Here is a 17,502-nt window from a genome sequence, read left to right on the forward strand (position 1 = left end):
GGTGAGTCATGGCGCCAGCCGGCGCCTCTGTGATGTACAATTCCTCTGCTTTCGAAAAAACATATGCGCTTACCACTAGCGGGCTTGTTCCTACCGTCCAGGCGGGCCGCGCTACTCATCTCAGTATTGGGCCGTCCTGCGTCATGAGCGAATGCCATTTCTGTGAGAACCCGGCTTATCGGCGGCCTTCCCGCAACACGCTCTCCAACTGCTGCCGCAATGTACCGATCTCTTTGGATTTAAAAGAAGCTCTCGTGCGCTCCATGACCTCGATGGCCTCTTCAATTGCCGCTTCATACCGGCCCAGTCGTGGGCATTTCATAAAGGCGCAGATATCGGTAGGACCTTGCGGTTTGGCACTGCGGGACGCGTCCAGCGTTCGACCGACCAGGGCCGATAACTGGCTGATATGTCCCATAGCCCGAGCCATATACTCCTGAGCAGTCCATTCCACCTGCGCTCCCCCGCTCCCGAATTCACTCATCGATCGCCCCAGACGTTCAAAAATGCCGGCCATCTTTGCGGTTTCATTCATGGCCTCCTGTACGGCACGCGCGATGCTCCTTCGGCGAAGCCCTCGGTCCACGGCTTTCTTGAGCTCATCCAGATCGACCGGTTTGATCAAATAGTCCACAATGGACAGACGAAACGATTCAATCACCGTTCCCACTGACGGATATCCCGTAATCACCACCACTGGGAGGTCGGGATGTCGCCTGGAGACCGTCTCAAGAAATTCCAATTGGGAGTTTCCCGGCATTCGGACATCCGCAAGGAGCAAATCGTATCCGTTTTCAAGGAGCCGCTCAGCCTCGGTTGCGTCCCGGGCGGCATTGCAGGCATACCCTGCCTCGCCGAGAAAAGCGACCGTCGATTCCCGAAACGTGTCCTCGTCATCAGCAATGAGAATGCGTTTTTGCGTAGTCGGCATCTTCCTGCTCCTTGTTCATCTCTGGCAATGCACCCTGCTGTTTCTTACTATCTGTGGCATCAAGGGGATGTATCACCGTAAAGGTTGTCCAACCGGCAGGCTGCATGTGGACCTCAATCCTGCCACCCATGGCACATACCAGTCGCCGTGAGACGGACAGGCCAAGACCTAGTCCCTGACGATCGTCGGCGGATTTCGTCGTAAAAAATGGTTCAAACATACGGGGAAACACTTCCGGCGCAATTCCGGTTCCCTGATCCATCACGCTCCAATGGAACATATCACCGCGCTGGGCCACCTTAAGCACCACGTCCGTGTCGGCAGGGGACGCATCGATGGCGTTCTGCACGAGATTGAGCAACACCTGAAAGAGATCCGCGCGAGGCAACGCGACAACCGGACAGGTAATCTCCATTTCCGTCCGCAACCGGATTCGTCGTGACGCCAGCTTGTAGTCCAGCAGGGTCGCAACATTCTGGAGCAGGTCGCCCACATTCGTGGCCTGCCATTGGTCCGAAGCCCCACCCTGATGGAGGGTGTACATTTTTTTCATAATCGCGACGAGGCGCTGGATCTCTCGATCGATGAGTTCGACAAATCGATAGTGCCGGTGGTCGGGGCTGATTCCTTGCTTGACGAGGTGGAACGCGTTCTTGATCCCCGCCAGCGGGTTGTTGACTTCATGGGCAATTTCGGCCGCCAGATGACCCAGCGCCGCGACCGTCTCGGCTTGCGACCGCTGGAACTCCAACTCATGAATCCTCGCGGTGCGCTCCCGCACCCGTTGCTCCAGCTCACTTTGCACCTCCAGCAACGCCTGTTCCGCCCGGCGGCGGTCGGTGATGTCATGGAATGATGACACGACGGCATACGGGTGTTCGTCATCGGGTTTCTTGAGAGGCTGCGTATTAACCGAGAGCCATCGTTGCTCCCCGCTCGGGCGACACACGCCCATGATCACGTCGGCGCAAGGCCGACCGGTTCGGAGTGTCACCATGGGAGGCCGTAAATCCTGCTCGAACGGCCGCCCGTCAGCATGGATAGCCTGCCAATAGGGATCCACCGGTGTGCTCTGCATCAACTGGTCGCGTGTGACACCCAAAATCCGCTCGGCACTTGGATTACACGCGATAATCGATCCTTGCGCATCATGCAGAAGCACGCCCTCCGCCAGCGCGGTCACAAGTCCTCGATACCGCTCTGCCGTTTCACCCAACGCCGTTTCGGTGCGCCGTGCTTCCGTGATATCTTCGGCCACATAAGAATACCGGTCCCGGCCGCCAGGCCCGGCACCAATCCAGCAAACCGCGACGGACAAGCGCCGCTCGGCGCCGGAGGTCGGATGCGGATAACTGCCTTCGAACCGCACCGGCTGTACGCTCTCCCTGCTGGTCTCGTAGTATCGACGCCACAATGCGATGACGTCCGGCGAAACCCCGAGGTCCGAGGCCAGCCGCCCCTGCATGAACTCCGGTTGTGTTCCAAAAAACCTCGCCGCGCAACGATTGTCCGAGAGATGCAGAATATCGCCATCCTGCAATTCCACAATACCCATCATCATCACATCGCTCTCGAAAAAGCTTCGGAGCGTGGACTCGCTCCGTGACAGCGCCTCTTCCGCTCGCTTACGCTCCGTGATGTCCACATGCGAACCTGTCATGCGTCGAGGATGCCCCTGGTCGTCTCGCTGGAGCACGGCGCAGGTATGGATCCATCGATAGGTCCCGTCTTTATGACGCAACCGATGTTCCAGTTCGTAGGAGGCTATCCGGCCGGAAAAGCAATCGTCCACCAAGCCAAAGGCGCGCTGCTTATCGTCCGGATGCAGCCGGAATTCCCATTCGGACGGCGAGTTTGAAATCTCCGCCTCCTCATATCCCAGGCTCGACTTCCAACGCGTGGAGTAATACGTTGTGTTCGTCCGCAAATCCCAGTCCCAGATACCGGTCTGAGTCGCGGCCAGCACCAAATCCAGGCGATCCTGCGCTTCATGCCGAGCGACCTCAGCCTGCAAGCGGGCCGTCATATCCGTTGCCACACCGCCGACCGCAACAATTCGACCGGCTTCGTCGCGCAGAGGGAACTTGCGAACCACGTAGAAGCGAGGATCACCATTGAGCCGTGCGCCCTCCTCGAAGCTCATCGCCTCGCCGGCATGTACGACCTCACGATCATGTTGTCGGTAGCTGTCCGCTATGTCGGGGGGAAATAGCTCATGATCCGTCTTTCCTATGACCATCTCGACCGGAGCGCCGATGAGGGTCAGGTACTGTTCACTGACCTCGAGGTACCGCCCTTGAAGGTCTTTCACGAAGATGATGGTTTGACTGTGGGTCAGAAGAGAGCGCAATCGGGCAGAGAGACCATGGGAGCGGCTTCGGGCGCATTTCTGCCACTGCCACACAATCCAAGCCGTCAACCAGAGAGCGCCGATTGAAATGGCTCGATTCGTCGCCTCAACCCAGGTGACGCTCCCGGGCGAGGACCAATACAGTCCGAGCGCAGTGAGTCCGGTCGAGATGGCTGTCACGATCCAGTGCATCCGGGAGCCAGACACCATCCCGACAGCAACCACGGCAAGTAGATAGAACAGGCTGACCGGAACGCCCCATGGTGTGTAGACATCAAGGAGTAAAGTGCCCAGGAGGATACCGGCGCAGAAAACGTACCACGGCATATCAGACTGGCTCGAAGCCAATCCACCGTGAGATGCCAGATGGCCGTGCGGTGCTGATTTGGGCACAGAAAGCCCCCCCTACGTCACGCTCTCGCAAAGACGCCGGATCATGAGGGGGCACACGATGCAACTTCGCGGTCGAGATCCCCGTAGCGCGACTCGGCCACTTACCGATCTACGAGAAATCCTCTCCCACGACAGAGACCATCCTCCATGATGCCGTCACCCACTAACATACATGTATAAATGTGGCCTCCGTTGTCGGAAAAAGACCTGTTCCCGAGAAAGTTGAGCCATTAAGCAACGGGGAGAAGTGTGGTGTCCCCAACGGGATTTGAACCCGTGTTACTGCCTTGAAAGGGCAATGTCCTAGGCCAGGCTAGACGATGGGGACGAAGAGAGATCCGTATCGGCGGAATGATTCATACCATACTTGATCGAGAGGTGTCACTAGTCTGAGCCAAGATCCTCCAGACTTCATTGTGAGTCCAACCGCCAATCAGCTGCGAGGCGGCCGATTGACGCCCCGCCACAAACCACAGTACTCTGTGCGTATGGATCATGTTCGCAATCATTCACCGGGCGAACCCCTGGATTTGGCGCCCCCCTCCTCCGCCGTGCCCCTGCAGAGCGGTAGCCTGTTGTCATCTGAGGATGTGTATCTGTTCAACGAAGGCACGCACTTTCATTTGTATGACAAACTGGGCGCGCACCCCACGACCTTTCAGGGCGTCGAGGGCACCTATTTTTCTGTGTGGGCGCCGGACGCGGAACAGGTCTCGGTCTTCGGCACATTCAACCATTGGGATCCGACCCGCCACCCGCTTCGCCCCTGCCACTCATCCGGCATTTGGGAAGGGTTTATCCCCGGCGTTGAAATCGGCGCCTTGTACAAGTTTCATATCCGATCCCGAAATCATGGGGCCGTACTCATCAAGACCGACCCGTTTGCCAAATTGAACGAAATTCCGCCGAAATCCGCCTCTGTGGTCTGGAATCTGAACTACACGTGGCAGGACCAGACCTGGATGCAAACCCGCGCCCGGCACAACGCCCTTCAGGCTCCGATCAGTGTGTACGAAGTGCATCTCGGCTCGTGGATGCGGGTGCCCGGCGAAGGCAATCGCTCCCTCAGCTATCGCGAGGCTGCCCCCAGGCTAATCGAGTATGTGCAGCGATTGGGCTTCACGCACGTCGAGTTTCTCCCTCTCATGGACCATCCATTTTTTGGCTCCTGGGGCTATCAGACGACCGGCTATTTTGCTCCTTCCGGCAACTACGGGACGCCACAAGATCTCATGTACCTCATCGACCAGCTCCATCAGCACCAGATCGGCGTCATACTAGATTGGGTCCCTTCGCACTTTCCGACCGATGAACATGGGCTCAGCCGCTTCGACGGCAGTCATCTTTTCGAGCACGCAGATCCCCGCCAGGGCCTCCACCCAGACTGGGGAACGGCGGTGTTCAATTATAGCCGCAACGAAGTGCGCAGTTTTCTCATCAGCAGCGCGCTCTTCTGGCTGGAGCAATACCATGCCGACGGACTTCGGGTGGATGCGGTTGCCTCGATGTTGTATCTCGACTACTCGCGCAAAGAAGGCGAATGGATCCCCAACAAACATGGCGGCCGGGAAAACCTTGAAGCCATCACTTTTCTACGACAGCTGAATGAAGAGATCTATCGCCGGCACCCGGATGTGCAAACCTATGCAGAGGAGTCAACCTCCTGGCCCTCTGTGTCGCGTCCAACCTATGCCGGCGGGCTGGGGTTCGGCATGAAGTGGGATATGGGCTGGATGCACGATACGCTGCAATATATGGCGCTGGATCCGGTGTATCGCAAACATCACCATCGCAACCTGACCTTCCGGATGCTCTATGCGTTTCAAGAGAATTTTTTGCTGCCGCTTTCCCACGACGAAGTCGTGCACGGCAAGGGCTCCCTCCTGGGGAAAATGCCCGGCGACGATTGGCAGAAGTTCGCCAACCTCCGCACCCTGTTCGGCTATATGTATGCGCAAGCGGCAAAGAAGCTGATTTTTATGGGCGGGGAGATCGGCCAATGGCGCGAATGGGCGCATGACGACAGTATCGATTGGAACCTCCTCAATTATCCGCCTCATCAAGGGCTGCAACGGTGGGTTGCCGACCTCAATCACCTCTATCGCGCCGAACCGGCACTACACGAGTTCGACTTTGATCCTCGAGGGTTCGAATGGATCGATTGCCAGGATGTGGACGCCGGTATCATCAGCCTTTTACGCCACGGACGGTCATCCCGGGAAAGTATTGCCGTGGTGTGTAATTTTACCCCGGTCCCGCGCCTGCAATATCGAGTCGGCGTCCCGCAGGGCGGCTATTGGAAAGAATTGCTGAATAGCGATGCCTCGATGTACGGCGGCAGCGGACTGGGCAACCTCGGCGGTGTCTCGGCCGAACCGGTTCCTGCCCACGGCCGATCACACTCCCTCACCCTGACCCTGCCCCCCCTGGCTGTGCTGTTCTTCAAGTCTGCGTCGTAACGCCGGCTACCGACTCGCCTTTCTACTCTGGCTCAGGTAGGATCACGGCATTCATCCGGCACGATCGAAAACAGTGATGAGATCATGAGGGAGGCGAGGATGGCGATTCGCTCACGCACGACGGTGATGTGGCACGGACTGCTGCTGTTCGCTGTGTCCCTGGCCCTTACGCATTGCTCTCACGACATCCATGAGAAACGCGCCGACGCCATCAAAGACCATGTCGAATCGTTCTATGATCATTTGAAGCACGACCGGGTCGCGGCCGCCGTTCGTGAGAACGAAGCCATTGAGCACCTCTCCGCCCAATTGGGAGAAATCGTCACCCGACGCGTCAACCAACCAGGCAGCAATCAAATCGATCGTGAATGGACGGACCTCCGCACCGCCAACGAAACCGCCGCACAAAACTGGCTGGCTCTAGGACAATATCTTTCGATCAAGAAACACTATGCTCAATCCCGGGCAACCTACCAGCGCGTCATCGATACCTACACCGGCGCCACCGAACGAACCTATCGAGAACAAGCGGCGCGAGCCATTCGCGACCTGGATATGCTCAGCCCTAATCCTCCCTCTCGGTAACGAGGAAGACCCGATACACTCGACCATGCTCAACGTTGCGCCACGACTGACGATTCTTCTGCTGGCAGCTGGCCTTCTCGTGTCCGGGTGTGTCCACAGAATTCACGTTGCACCCCCATCGAATAACCCGGCCACGATGGCGATTCCTGCCGGCGCGCAGCTTGACGTGCCATTCCTCGCCATAGAAGGCGCCGACCACATGCCGGGGATTCCCATGCTCGATTGGCCGGCAAAAGACCTGCGTCAAGCCGCCATCCATTATTTTGCTGAACGGCAGACATTTAGAGCGGTGGGACCAGATCCAGCTGACCTCAGACTGGTGGTAAAAGCCTGGCTCACCCTTCGAGCGCCGGAACGTTATCTTTATCGGGTCCATCTGGAAGCTGACCTGTCCTATTCCGGGCAAGCGACCTTCAAGACCTATGCAGCCGAAGGCGAAGCCATGGGATCTTCAGTTCGATGGATTACCGCTTCAGACCAAGAACCGATTGAGGAAGCCACCTCTCAGGCACTCCAACAATTAGCTGCACAAATCGAGCAGGACCGGGACTTCATCCTAAAAAGTACCAGCCGGTAGGCGGTTGCTCCGCATTGGTAGCCTATCGCTCCAGCAACATGTCTCCGCTAACAGCTTCCCGAAAACACTTCACCTAACTGGGGGACAAGCAATGCGTGTCCTGCGCATTCGCCATACAGTCGTTACCAGCCTCGACCAGATCGCGTATGCGTTCAGATACTGCTGCGTATCGCATCAGATACAGAACTTCACCTCCTGCTGCGCAGGTTCTCCAGAGATGCCCTTCGCGTAATCTGCACTCGACGACATGACCCTATCCCAAAATTGAAAACCGACAGTCCGATGGACCCCGCTATGCAAGCCCCAGGACATCGATTGCGATAGTTACAAGGATTTTGCAATTTGCTCACGGTTCAAGCCCTTCGAGCAAACGGTTCCCCGACCAATGAACGATTTTGAGACAGGTTCGTATCTATCGCCCTCCGGCAACTGCGCAGTGCACTGCTGGCATCAGGCTTGCTTTCTCCCCTGCCTGCAGCCCAAATCTGATCCCCGCTGACTTTGAGTGCTTCCGGTCCAAGGGGTCGCTCATGCGGAGAAGATCTCACTGCCTGCGCCTGTCGCGGAGAAAGTGCTTGTGTGTCAAAACGCGTGATTCTGTGTTTCGATGGTGAATGGGACCGCCCTCCAAACCCTGGCGTCTGGGGCTTTTCATCAAAGCAACCCTCGAGACAATCTCGATCCGCCTCCCGGGTCGATTCACCTCCGGCAACGAATGTCTTACGGCTCTACCAGTCGATTCTTCCTCGCGCAGGCGATGGACGCCTACAGCAAAAATGGTATGAGCCCGGCACCGCAATACCCTGGTTCAATCGATTCCGCGATGGCGCCTTCGGGTATGGCCTGGACCAAACAATTCTCCAGGGCTATGCCTACCTTGCGGCAACGTATGATCCTGGTGATGAGTTGTATCTCTATGGGTTCAGCCGGGGCGCCTATACCGCCCGATCTCTAGTAGGACTCCTCACGCTCGCCGGTCTTCCATCACCGACACGGCTCAATGCGGACCATGTCAGGCTGGTGCGAAAGGCAGCAAGCCCGCTCTCGCCCTCGATTGGCGCAGCCGGGCATCTGCGTGAATGCCTTACCCGGATGGTCATTGATCCTGAAAATCACGTCATCGATGAAGCCTACCGGCTGTATCGAACCCTACAGCACGCTCGACACTCGTCGGGATTTCATCCTAGTCGACGCAGAGGCGGTTCGGAGATTGCCGTCACATTGCTGGGACTCTGGGATACCGTGGGCCCGCTAGGTATTCCAACGAGCGCGCTCCGATGGCTGAACGAACACCGGTACAACTTTCGCGATACTGACTTAAGTCCCAATGTGCAACAGGCTTGTCATGCAGTCGCGATCGATGAACATCGGGCAGACCACAATGCGACACTCTGGACATCCCCACCCAAGGCTGGACAAATCATTGAGCAACGATGGTTTGCTGGAGCGCATGGAGACCTTGGCGGAACCTATCCCGATCGAGATTTGGCTGACGCGTCCTTGGCCTGGATACAGCGACACTCGGTGGCAAAGGGATTGGCCATTGAGCCAGGCGGGATACCAGAAAAGCCGAATATGTTAAGCCTCATTCATGATTCGTTTAGCGAATGTTTTGTCGGCTTTCGAAAGTGGATCCACCCACGATTCTATCGGCCGGTGATGCAAACAGGCACAGACACAGAAGTCTTAGACGGATCTGTCCACATTCGGCTCCTTCACTATCCCACCTACAGGCCCAAAAATGAGGGCCTCAACAGCCTACTGACATTTCGCTAACCTGTGGGCAGGCGACGACGAAAACAAGGGTTCATTCCTGCCGTCCTGTTCCTCCATCCACAGATATGGGCGCTACTTAGAAAACAACCACTCGGAATTGGCCTGCTGTCGATTTCAAAGGCACCGAGGTAGGAGTATGAACGAAACCGGAGTTGGGCATGGAACGATGGAGTTCACCTGAAAGCCTGAACTGAGGCGATGAATCTGGTTCGAGACCGAGGTGTGACCGTGGCCCAAGCGGCCCAATTTGGGCGTGCATGGCAACGCGTGACGCCGACTTGTCCAGCGCTTGCTCGCGGCCGAACTGAAACGGCGCAACCGCTTTGCCCCACACATTCCCGATGACCTCGGGTATGCGCAACAGGACCGGGAAGAGATGGCAGCGCTCTTCACCCTGCTGGCCGAATGCTATGAGCGTCGGTCGGTGCTGATCATCAACAATCTCGTCTTCAGCAAGTGGGGCCAGATCTTCAAGGATCCGATGACCACGGCGGCAACCCTGGATCAGGTGGTCCATCATGCCGTGATTCTGGAACTCCCGATTCCCAGCTACCGGGCCCAAGCCGCGAAAGCGAGAAATCAGGCGCCATCCGGCGCCGCCACGCCAACGTGGGAGACCTGACCGTAAACGACGAGCGTATCGACGGAGCCCGGACGGCTCCCTAAACCGAGGACGGCCCCTGCACGTCTAATTGTCACCAGCCCGGCCCGCAAATCTAGATGACGCCAGACACGCGTCATCCCCTCGTTCGCGAAAGAGTTCCCATCACTCGTTAGAAGTACCCTCTTCGAAGACTATCTGGCCGTTCAAAAGCGGGCTACCCTCGGCACCGGAATTTGTGATGGCGAAGCGCCAACAAGGAGGGAAAATGACACGCGATTCGGTACCGCAATTCATTCTGCACGGCATCCTTTCAGACGGCGCCATAGGATGCGCGGAGCTTGCCCAGCTATTTGCTACAGAGCGGGACGGCACGTTGCGCACAACCAGCCACAGACTCATAGATGGCGATTTCCTCGCTATGAAGCTGTACCTTCCCGAAGAAAAGCGGCCTGTTTCAGTGAATCTGGCAAAAGTGATCTGGATACAGGAGGAGCGATTCGGAGTCGAACTTCTCATCATGGATACAGATGAGCGCGATCGCCTTAATCGATTTCTTGGACGTGTCTTCCCCTTGGAAGTGGCATTCCAGGAAACACAGTCGGCACTCACGATCACCGCAGCGGACTGAGCACATACCCCGCTCAGTGAAAGCCAGGAGAGAGACCTCGTTCACATGGGCCAGACCTCAACATCCAGGCTCTCAACGCATACCACGCGCGCTGAGTTCTCGTGGGAGCACCCTCCAAGGAGGTACTTCGTTCAGGTCTATCGGAGAGGAGCCCTAAGATCTACGCTTAGATGCAGGCAGTAACAACGGAGGATTCCACTATGAGTTGCTCTCGCTGCGCTGGATGCATGGTCGAAGATTTTCTCCTCGATATGGAAGATTCCTCGGGACCTATGTGGCTCCAGGCATGGCGCTGCATGAATTGCGGGAATGTGTCGGACAGTGTACTACAGCGAAACCGACAGACGCAGGAAGCGAACAGTACCTGCAAGCTCCATTTAGACAAGAGAACAATTCAACCCTCAAGCACAGAAAGCATGGCTCATTTGGCGGCATAAACGATACCGACGACCTGACTCATGGAATATCTAGCATGTCCATTGATGTAGAGCTGGCTCTCGTATTGGGATTGTTCATGATCGGCGCGGTGGTGCTTGCAGTCGACAACCTGGTGTATGCGTTGTCCAAGCGGCTGAAGCGATGGATGCGCAATCGAAAATCAGTGCCCCATGACCCAGCGGCACTCACCTCGGCCCGGAAGAAACGACTGTAATGAGCCTCTCGGCAAAACCCGCACGGCCCTTCGCACGGGCGAAGGACCGCGTCAAAGGCTCTTCAGTCTCCTCGCCTCAGAGCATTCGACGTATGTTACTCCCCGCTGAGCCAAGACGGATGGACGCATGACGCATTATTCGGCTGACATAATCACACGCGAGCCCCCGGGCCACCACTGCCGCAGGCGTTCTCCAGACGTTTCCTTTTTGGTTTTGACACAGTTGGAACCTAGTCGTCCCGGCGAGCGTCTACAGGAGGAACATTTGCAATGACGGTCAGCGTAAAGATTGTGTTGCGCGACGCGGCAATCGTATATGGTTTCACATTTGCGGCCGGATTGGGTATGGCTCTCATTGGAGTCACCCTGCAGAACAACCCCTCAACTGCCTACATGGCTAATCTCTTATCTGGGGCGCTTGGCTTCACAGTCGCAGGCATTCGCATGTTGCGCAATCGAACGGAACACCTGGCATGGGTGGCGGCAACAGTCTGGATCTTCAACTTGGCGAACATTGCCTTCGGAATTCAAACCAGCGCATCGTGGATTCGCAGTGGTCTCACCCTGATCCTCATGGCTGCGCTAGGTGGAACTCTTGCCATGATTCTCACGCCTGCGCCCTTATCCGATCACAGGACCGACGCCGGGCGCAAAGAAAGTCCTGCACCTAAGATCAACACCAAGTTCGCAAGACGGCAAGTCTGATCATTGGATCAGAGATTTCGGAATCGTGGAATGATCTGTCCTACTAGCTCTTTTCTAGCGCGGGGGAAACCGGTGAAACCGATGGCTGCCCCTCGGGCGTCCATCCGCCACCAAGCGCCTTGTACAGCTGGACAATGGACACCAGATGCAACCGATGTGCTCCCATGAGCGCCAGCTCGGCTTCAAAGAGATTGCGTTGCGCAATCAAGACATCCAGATAATTTGCCAACCCACCCTTATAACGAAGGTTTGCCAGGCTTAGCGCTGATCGCAAGGCCTCAACCTGTTGCAACTGCGCAGCGCGCTGTTCACGCACCGTCCGCACCGCCACCAGGGAATCTTCCACTTCCTTAAATGCCACCAACACAGATTGCTCATATTGGGCCACGGCCTGTTGCGCTTGTGCCTCTGCAGCTCTCTGTTGAAATCCTAAGATTTGGGCATTCAATAAGGGAGCGGCCAAACCAGGCCCGGCTACCCCGAACGCCGTCTCATTTGCCACTAACCGAGACAGGTGTGGACTCGCTACACCCAGGATCCCGGTAATACTCAATTTGGGAAACCGGTCGGCCTTGGCCATCCCGATTCGGGCCGTGGCGGCAGCAAGGTCTTGCTCAGCCTGTAGAATATCCGGACGCCGCTGAAGCAACTCCGAAGGGAGCCCGGGCGGCACCTCCGGCGGCATGACCTGTTCGGTAAGTGAATGTCCGCGCGCGATCCGTCCGGGGTTTCGTCCCAGCAACACACTCAGCTGATTTTCTTTTTGCACCTTCTGCCGCTCGAACTCCGCCGCCTTCGCCGCGGCATTGGCCCGTTCAGCCTCGAATTGATCAGCATCGAGCTTGGAAATCATGCCCTGCCGCAAGCGGGCCTGGGCAATTCTCACCGACTCCTCCCACGACTTCAGCGTACGCCGAGCAATATCAAGTTGCATATCAAACTGCAGCAGGTCGAAGTAGGCCTCCGCCACGCCGCTGACCAGTTGCAACACAATGGCGCGTCGATTCTCCTCTCGAGCCAAAAGATCGCCGCGCGCCGCCTCATTGGACCGGCGGATCCGTCCCCAAATGTCGATCTCCCAGGACAGATTCCCCTGCACGTAATAGTTGAAAGGGTTAGGAAATCCGGGAAAGAGAAAATTACTCTTACGACCGAAGAGCGGTGCGTTAGCCGTCACATTCATCTGCGGAGCAAAGTCGGTCTTCGCGATGAACAGGCGGGCCTGAAATTCTTCGACCGCCGATGCGGCGCGCTTGAGGTCTTTGTTTTCCTCTAACGCCGTCCGGATGTGTTTTTGCAGTTCCTGGTCCTTCAGTAGCTCCCACCAGGGCGTGTTCGCAATCGACTCAGTGTCACTGCCCGGTTCCGCCATGCGGAATGCATCCGGAGCCGTGGCATCAGGCCGGGTAAAATCAGGACCAACCGCACAGGCCGCCAGAAGAGTCGAGGAAAGCACCAATGCCAATCTACGCATGCTGATGATCACGCTCCTTTTCAGGTTCATCCGGCCTCTTTTGGATGGAAGGAGGAAGCTGACCTTTCCCGCCGCGACCTAGCGAACGAATCAACACAAAAAACAGCGGCACAAAGAAAATTGCCAGAAACGTGGCTGCCAACATTCCGCCGAACACCCCCGTCCCGATCGAATTTCTGCTAGCTGCGCCGGCGCCCGTAGCAATCACCAGGGGAACGACACCAAGAATGAAGGCCATCGATGTCATCACGATCGGACGGAACCGGAGCTTAGCCGCCTCGATCGTTCCATCCAAGAGGGGATGACCTTCCTCATAGCGCTTGTTCGCAAACTCCACGATGAGAATCGCATTCTTCGCCGAGAGTCCGATCAGCGTCACCAAACCGATTTGGAAGTAGATGTCATTGGTCATCCCCTTGAGCCAGACGGCGCTCAACGCGCCGAACAGGCCGATGGGAACCGCAAGGATCACCGCAAAGGGAACCACCCAGCTTTCATATTGCGCAGCCAGTACTAAGAACACCATTAACAATCCGAAACCGAAGGCATATAGCGACTGATTGCCGACCATACGTTCCTGATAGGAAATGCCGCTCCAATCGATCCCGTATCCCTGCGGCACCAATACGTCCTTCCCCAACGTATCAAGCGCATCCAACACCTGCCCGGAACTCACCCCTGGGGCCGCCGAACCGAGCACAAGCGCCGTGTTGTACCCGTTGAAATGCGTCACCGGATCGGGACCGCTGTTGAACTCCGTGCTTACCACCGTATCCAAGGGAATCATGGTCGTCCCCTGCGCGCCCACGGCCCGCACATAAATCTTGGAGATGTCGTCTGGGGTTGACCGATATTGCGCCTCGGCCTCGGTCTGCACGCGAAAGACGCGACCAAACTTGACGAAGTCGTTGACGTACAAATTGCCGAAATAGGCCTGCAGCGTATCGAAGACCTCTGAAATAGGCACCCCCAACGCCTTGGCGCGCTCGCGATTCACCTTGGCGAAAATTCTCGGAGCCGTGACGCGAAAACTGGTTCCGATGGCCCCAATCGCCGGGTTCTGTCGCGCCTTGGCGACAAACTCCTGCGCCACCGTCGAGAACTTATTGAAATCACCACCGCTTGGATCCTGAAGCTGCACAGAAAATCCACCTGTCGCGCCGAGTCCGCGAATCGACGGGGCATTGAAGGCCAGGATCAAGGCTTCCGGAATTTTGGCAAATTCTCCATAGGCCGCGCCAATCAATGATTTGACATGCTGCTGCGGCGCCGTGCGCTCATCCCAATGTCTGAGCGGAACGAACATGGTCGCCGCATTGGGTCCGCGCGTACTGAATACGAAATTCTGTCCCGAAAGGGCGTCCGTCGAATGTATCGACGGGTTGGCCAAAAAATAGCTTTCGATCTTGCTCAACACCGTATCCGTACGTTGCTTCGATGCCCCGTCTGGAAGTTGTACGATCGTAATGAAATATCCCTGGTCTTCTTCCGGCAAGAAACTGCTGGGAATGATCCTGAACAACATAAAGACGCCGATAAGGAGTACGACGAACACTGCCACCGACAACAGGCGCCGCGTCAGCGCCATCCCGACTGTCGAGATATATCGCCCCTGCATCCATGAAAAGGCCCGGTTGAACAGACCGAACAACCCGTGGTGTCGTTCTTCGCCCGGCTTGAGCACGAGGGCGCAGAGGGCAGGGCTCAGCGTCAGCGCCACAAAACCGGAAATAATCACGGCCATGGAAATCGTGATTGCGAATTGCTTGTACAACTCCCCGGTGATGCCGCCGAGAAACCCTACGGGCACGAACACCGCGCACAACACCAGCACAATGGCAATGACCGGCCCCGTCACTTCCTCCATCGCACGCTTGGCGGCGTTCTTTGCCGAAAGCTTGCCTTGGGTCATGTGCCGTTCGCAATTCTCCACGACGACGATCGCATCGTCCACCACGATGCCGATTGCCAGGACCATTCCAAACAAAGTCAGGGTATTGATCGAGAACCCCAGCGCCTGCATCCCGGCGAACGTGCCGATGAGCGACACCGGCACGGCCACACCTGGAATCAACGTCGCGCGCCAGCTCTGCAAAAAGAGATAGACCACCAGGATGACGAGCACCATCGCTTCCGCCAGCGTCTTCACGACCTCTTTGATGGAGACATCGATAAACCGCGTGGTGTCATAGGGAATGTCGTACGACACGCCGGCGGGAAACGCCTTGGAGACTTCCGCCAATTCACCTCGAAGCCGCTTCACCGTTTCAAGCGCGTTCGCGCCGGGCGAGAGGAACGTCAGCAGAAACACGTTTGGTTTGCCGTTCCAACGCCCTTCCAGCGTGTAGGACTGGGCTCCCAATTCAACGCGGGCCACGTCTTTCAATCGGACCATAGACCCGTTCGGCATGGCGCGGACGATCATCTCTTCAAAGTCTTTCACTTCCGTCAGACGGCCTTGCGTAATGACGGGGATGGTCAGCTCCGTGCCCTTCAACGCCGGCTCGCGGCCGATGGTTCCGGCAGGGAAATCACGATTCTGCTCACGAACGACATTCGCAATATCCGTCGGTGTGAGACTGAGCTGGGCCATGCGGATCGGGTCCAGAATCAAGCGCATCGAGTAATTCTGGGAACCAAACACGATCGCATTGCCCACGCCGCGGAGACGTTTCAGGTTGTCGAGGACGCGAAGAATTGCATAGTTGGAGAGATAGACCGTGTCATGCATGGGATCGGTGGAACTCAAGGCGACGACGGCCAACAGGTCCGGCGAGACTTTGTTGATGCTGATGCCCTGCCGCACGACTTCGGGCGGCAATTGAGGCTCCGCGAGTTTCACGCGATTCTGCGTTTGCACCTGCGCGATATCGACATCAGTGCCGATCTCGAAGGTCAACTTGATCGACATGTGCCCGTCGTTCGTACTGGTGGAATCGTAGTACAGCAGATTGTCGATGCCGGGGAGTTGCACCTCAATGGGCCGCGCCACCGAATCGGCCAGGATTTCGGCATTGGCGCCGGGATAGTCGGCTTCGATCTGCACGACCGGAGGAGTGATTTCAGGGAATTGGGCGACGGGGAGCGCCTGCAACGCGACCATCCCAATCACGACGATGACGATCGACAACACCGATGCGAAGATCGGGCGGTCGATAAAAAAGTGTGAGATCACGAAGCGTGCTCCGGCTGCGGCGGGGCGGCAGTCGGAACGGTCATCGCGCCAGCGGCGGGAACCGGCACAGCCCTTACCGGCGCTCCAGGGGCGATTTTATGCAAGCCCTCCACAATCACGCGGTCGCCGACCTGCAACCCTTGCTCGACGATCCATTGGCTGCCTTGCCAGCTCGCCGCCTGCACTTCCCGCATTTCAACTTTGTCGTCGGCCCCGACGACAAACACAATGGAGCCCTTCGTGCCTTGTTGAACAGCGCGTTGCGGCACGAGAATTGCGCCGGTCTTCAGGGTGCCCTTAAACCGTACCCGCACAAATTGTCCCGGCAGCAGCACCATATCGTGGTTGGGAAACACCACCCGGACCTGCCGCGATCCCGTATCGGTCTTGAGGCCGACATCCAGCAGATCCAGCACGCCTTCCTGCCCGTAGATCGTCCCGTCGGCAAAGGTCAACACGCCACGCAGTTGATAGACGCCGGGATGCTGAATGCGCTTCGCGCTCACATCACGCTGTCGCTTCAAGAGAAAGCTTTCCGGCGCGCTGACGATGACATACATGGGATCGACCTGCTGGATGATGGTCAACAGATCGGTCTGCGCCGATATCAATCGGCCTTCATAGGCGCGCGTCCGCTCAATCATGCCGCTAATGGGAGCCACGATCAGCGTGTTGTCGAGATCGAACTTCGCCTTCACCAATTCGGCCTTGGCGCCTTCAAGGGCCGCCTTGGCCGCCAGCTCTTCAGCCACCGCGTCATCCACATCCTTGGTGCTGACGGCCTGTTCGGCCAAGAGCGGTTTCACGCGGGCTAAATTCTGCCTGGCCTGGATCAGCCGCGCCTCAGACTGGGACACTTTCGCCTTTGCGCTCAACATCGCGGCATGAAAGGGCACCGGATCGATCTGGTAGAGACGATCGCCTTTTTTTACTTCGCGGCCTTCCTTGAAAAACCACGCCTTGAGAATGCCCGTGACCTGCGAGCGGATTTCAACCGGGCGAGACGATTCCGACTGACCGATAAACTCCGGCTCATCGGGCACATCCTGCGCGGTGGCCACCACAATGCCGACCTCCGGAACCTGAGGCACCGGGGACGAGCCCGCGTCCTGCTTACAACCCGGCAGCAACGCCAATGCAAGACACCCCCCAAACACCGGGGCCACTGTGAACCATCGTGATCGGCCGGCCAT

General features: G+C 57.2%; 13 protein-coding genes and 1 tRNA gene. 8 read left to right on the forward strand and 6 right to left on the reverse strand.

Annotated features, from left to right (window positions below):
* Positions 1 to 175: 175 nt before the first annotated feature.
* The 3 genes from GDA65_10000 to GDA65_10010 all read right to left on the reverse strand — a co-directional run bounded on the left by GDA65_10000 (position 176) and on the right by GDA65_10010 (position 4,002).
* Positions 176 to 931: a response regulator gene (locus tag GDA65_10000; GenBank protein ID MBA5863026.1), complete on the reverse strand. Its 756-nt coding sequence runs from the start codon at positions 929 to 931 to the stop codon at positions 176 to 178.
* The gene (locus GDA65_10005) at positions 897 to 3,608 is read right to left on the reverse strand and encodes a PAS domain S-box protein (protein ID MBA5863027.1); all 2,712 of its coding nucleotides are present in this window, start codon (positions 3,606 to 3,608) and stop codon (positions 897 to 899) included. Before GDA65_10005 ends, GDA65_10000 begins: the two co-directional genes overlap by 35 nt.
* A gap of 316 nt (positions 3,609 to 3,924) precedes the next feature.
* Positions 3,925 to 4,002: transfer RNA gene (locus GDA65_10010), tRNA-Glu, on the reverse strand.
* A 223-nt stretch (positions 4,003 to 4,225) separates the two neighbouring features.
* Here GDA65_10010 and glgB point away from each other — a divergent pair.
* The 8 genes from glgB to GDA65_10050 all read left to right on the forward strand — a co-directional run bounded on the left by glgB (position 4,226) and on the right by GDA65_10050 (position 11,660).
* Positions 4,226 to 6,133: a 1,4-alpha-glucan branching protein GlgB gene (gene glgB, locus GDA65_10015; GenBank protein ID MBA5863028.1), complete on the forward strand. Its 1,908-nt coding sequence runs from the start codon at positions 4,226 to 4,228 to the stop codon at positions 6,131 to 6,133.
* A gap of 99 nt (positions 6,134 to 6,232) precedes the next feature.
* Entirely contained in the window at positions 6,233 to 6,718 is a 486-nt protein-coding gene (locus GDA65_10020; protein MBA5863029.1) for a hypothetical protein, read from the forward strand.
* A 136-nt stretch (positions 6,719 to 6,854) separates the two neighbouring features.
* Positions 6,855 to 7,295: a hypothetical protein gene (locus GDA65_10025; protein ID MBA5863030.1), complete on the forward strand. Its 441-nt coding sequence runs from the start codon at positions 6,855 to 6,857 to the stop codon at positions 7,293 to 7,295.
* A 495-nt stretch (positions 7,296 to 7,790) separates the two neighbouring features.
* The gene (locus GDA65_10030; protein MBA5863031.1) at positions 7,791 to 9,071 is read left to right on the forward strand and encodes a hypothetical protein; all 1,281 of its coding nucleotides are present in this window, start codon (positions 7,791 to 7,793) and stop codon (positions 9,069 to 9,071) included.
* Positions 9,072 to 9,360: 289 nt separating this feature from the next.
* The gene (locus tag GDA65_10035; GenBank protein MBA5863032.1) at positions 9,361 to 9,693 is read left to right on the forward strand and encodes a hypothetical protein; all 333 of its coding nucleotides are present in this window, start codon (positions 9,361 to 9,363) and stop codon (positions 9,691 to 9,693) included.
* A gap of 247 nt (positions 9,694 to 9,940) precedes the next feature.
* Complete coding sequence (locus GDA65_10040; protein MBA5863033.1) at positions 9,941 to 10,303, forward strand: hypothetical protein; 363 nt, start codon at positions 9,941 to 9,943, stop codon at positions 10,301 to 10,303.
* 472 nt (positions 10,304 to 10,775) lie between these two features.
* Positions 10,776 to 10,955, forward strand: coding sequence for a hypothetical protein (locus GDA65_10045; protein ID MBA5863034.1), 180 nt, complete (start codon positions 10,776 to 10,778; stop codon positions 10,953 to 10,955).
* Positions 10,956 to 11,225: 270 nt separating this feature from the next.
* Positions 11,226 to 11,660, forward strand: a complete 435-nt coding sequence (locus tag GDA65_10050; protein ID MBA5863035.1) for a hypothetical protein — start codon at positions 11,226 to 11,228, stop codon at positions 11,658 to 11,660.
* A 43-nt stretch (positions 11,661 to 11,703) separates the two neighbouring features.
* On the opposite strand, the gene GDA65_10055 is transcribed toward GDA65_10050, so the two are convergent.
* Genes GDA65_10055 through GDA65_10065 form a run of 3 tightly spaced genes read right to left on the reverse strand, consistent with a single transcriptional unit; the run spans position 11,704 to position 17,502 of the window.
* On the reverse strand, positions 11,704 to 13,134 hold the full coding sequence (locus tag GDA65_10055) for an efflux transporter outer membrane subunit (protein ID MBA5863036.1): 1,431 nt from the start codon (positions 13,132 to 13,134) through the stop codon (positions 11,704 to 11,706).
* Positions 13,127 to 16,309, reverse strand: coding sequence for a multidrug efflux RND transporter permease subunit (locus GDA65_10060; GenBank protein MBA5863037.1), 3,183 nt, complete (start codon positions 16,307 to 16,309; stop codon positions 13,127 to 13,129). The genes GDA65_10055 and GDA65_10060 overlap by 8 nt, the downstream gene beginning before the upstream one ends.
* Complete coding sequence (locus GDA65_10065; GenBank protein ID MBA5863038.1) at positions 16,306 to 17,502, reverse strand: efflux RND transporter periplasmic adaptor subunit; 1,197 nt, start codon at positions 17,500 to 17,502, stop codon at positions 16,306 to 16,308. The genes GDA65_10060 and GDA65_10065 overlap by 4 nt, the downstream gene beginning before the upstream one ends.

This window comes from Nitrospira sp. CR1.1 (genome assembly GCA_014055465.1).
Classification (GTDB): domain Bacteria; phylum Nitrospirota; class Nitrospiria; order Nitrospirales; family Nitrospiraceae; genus Nitrospira_A.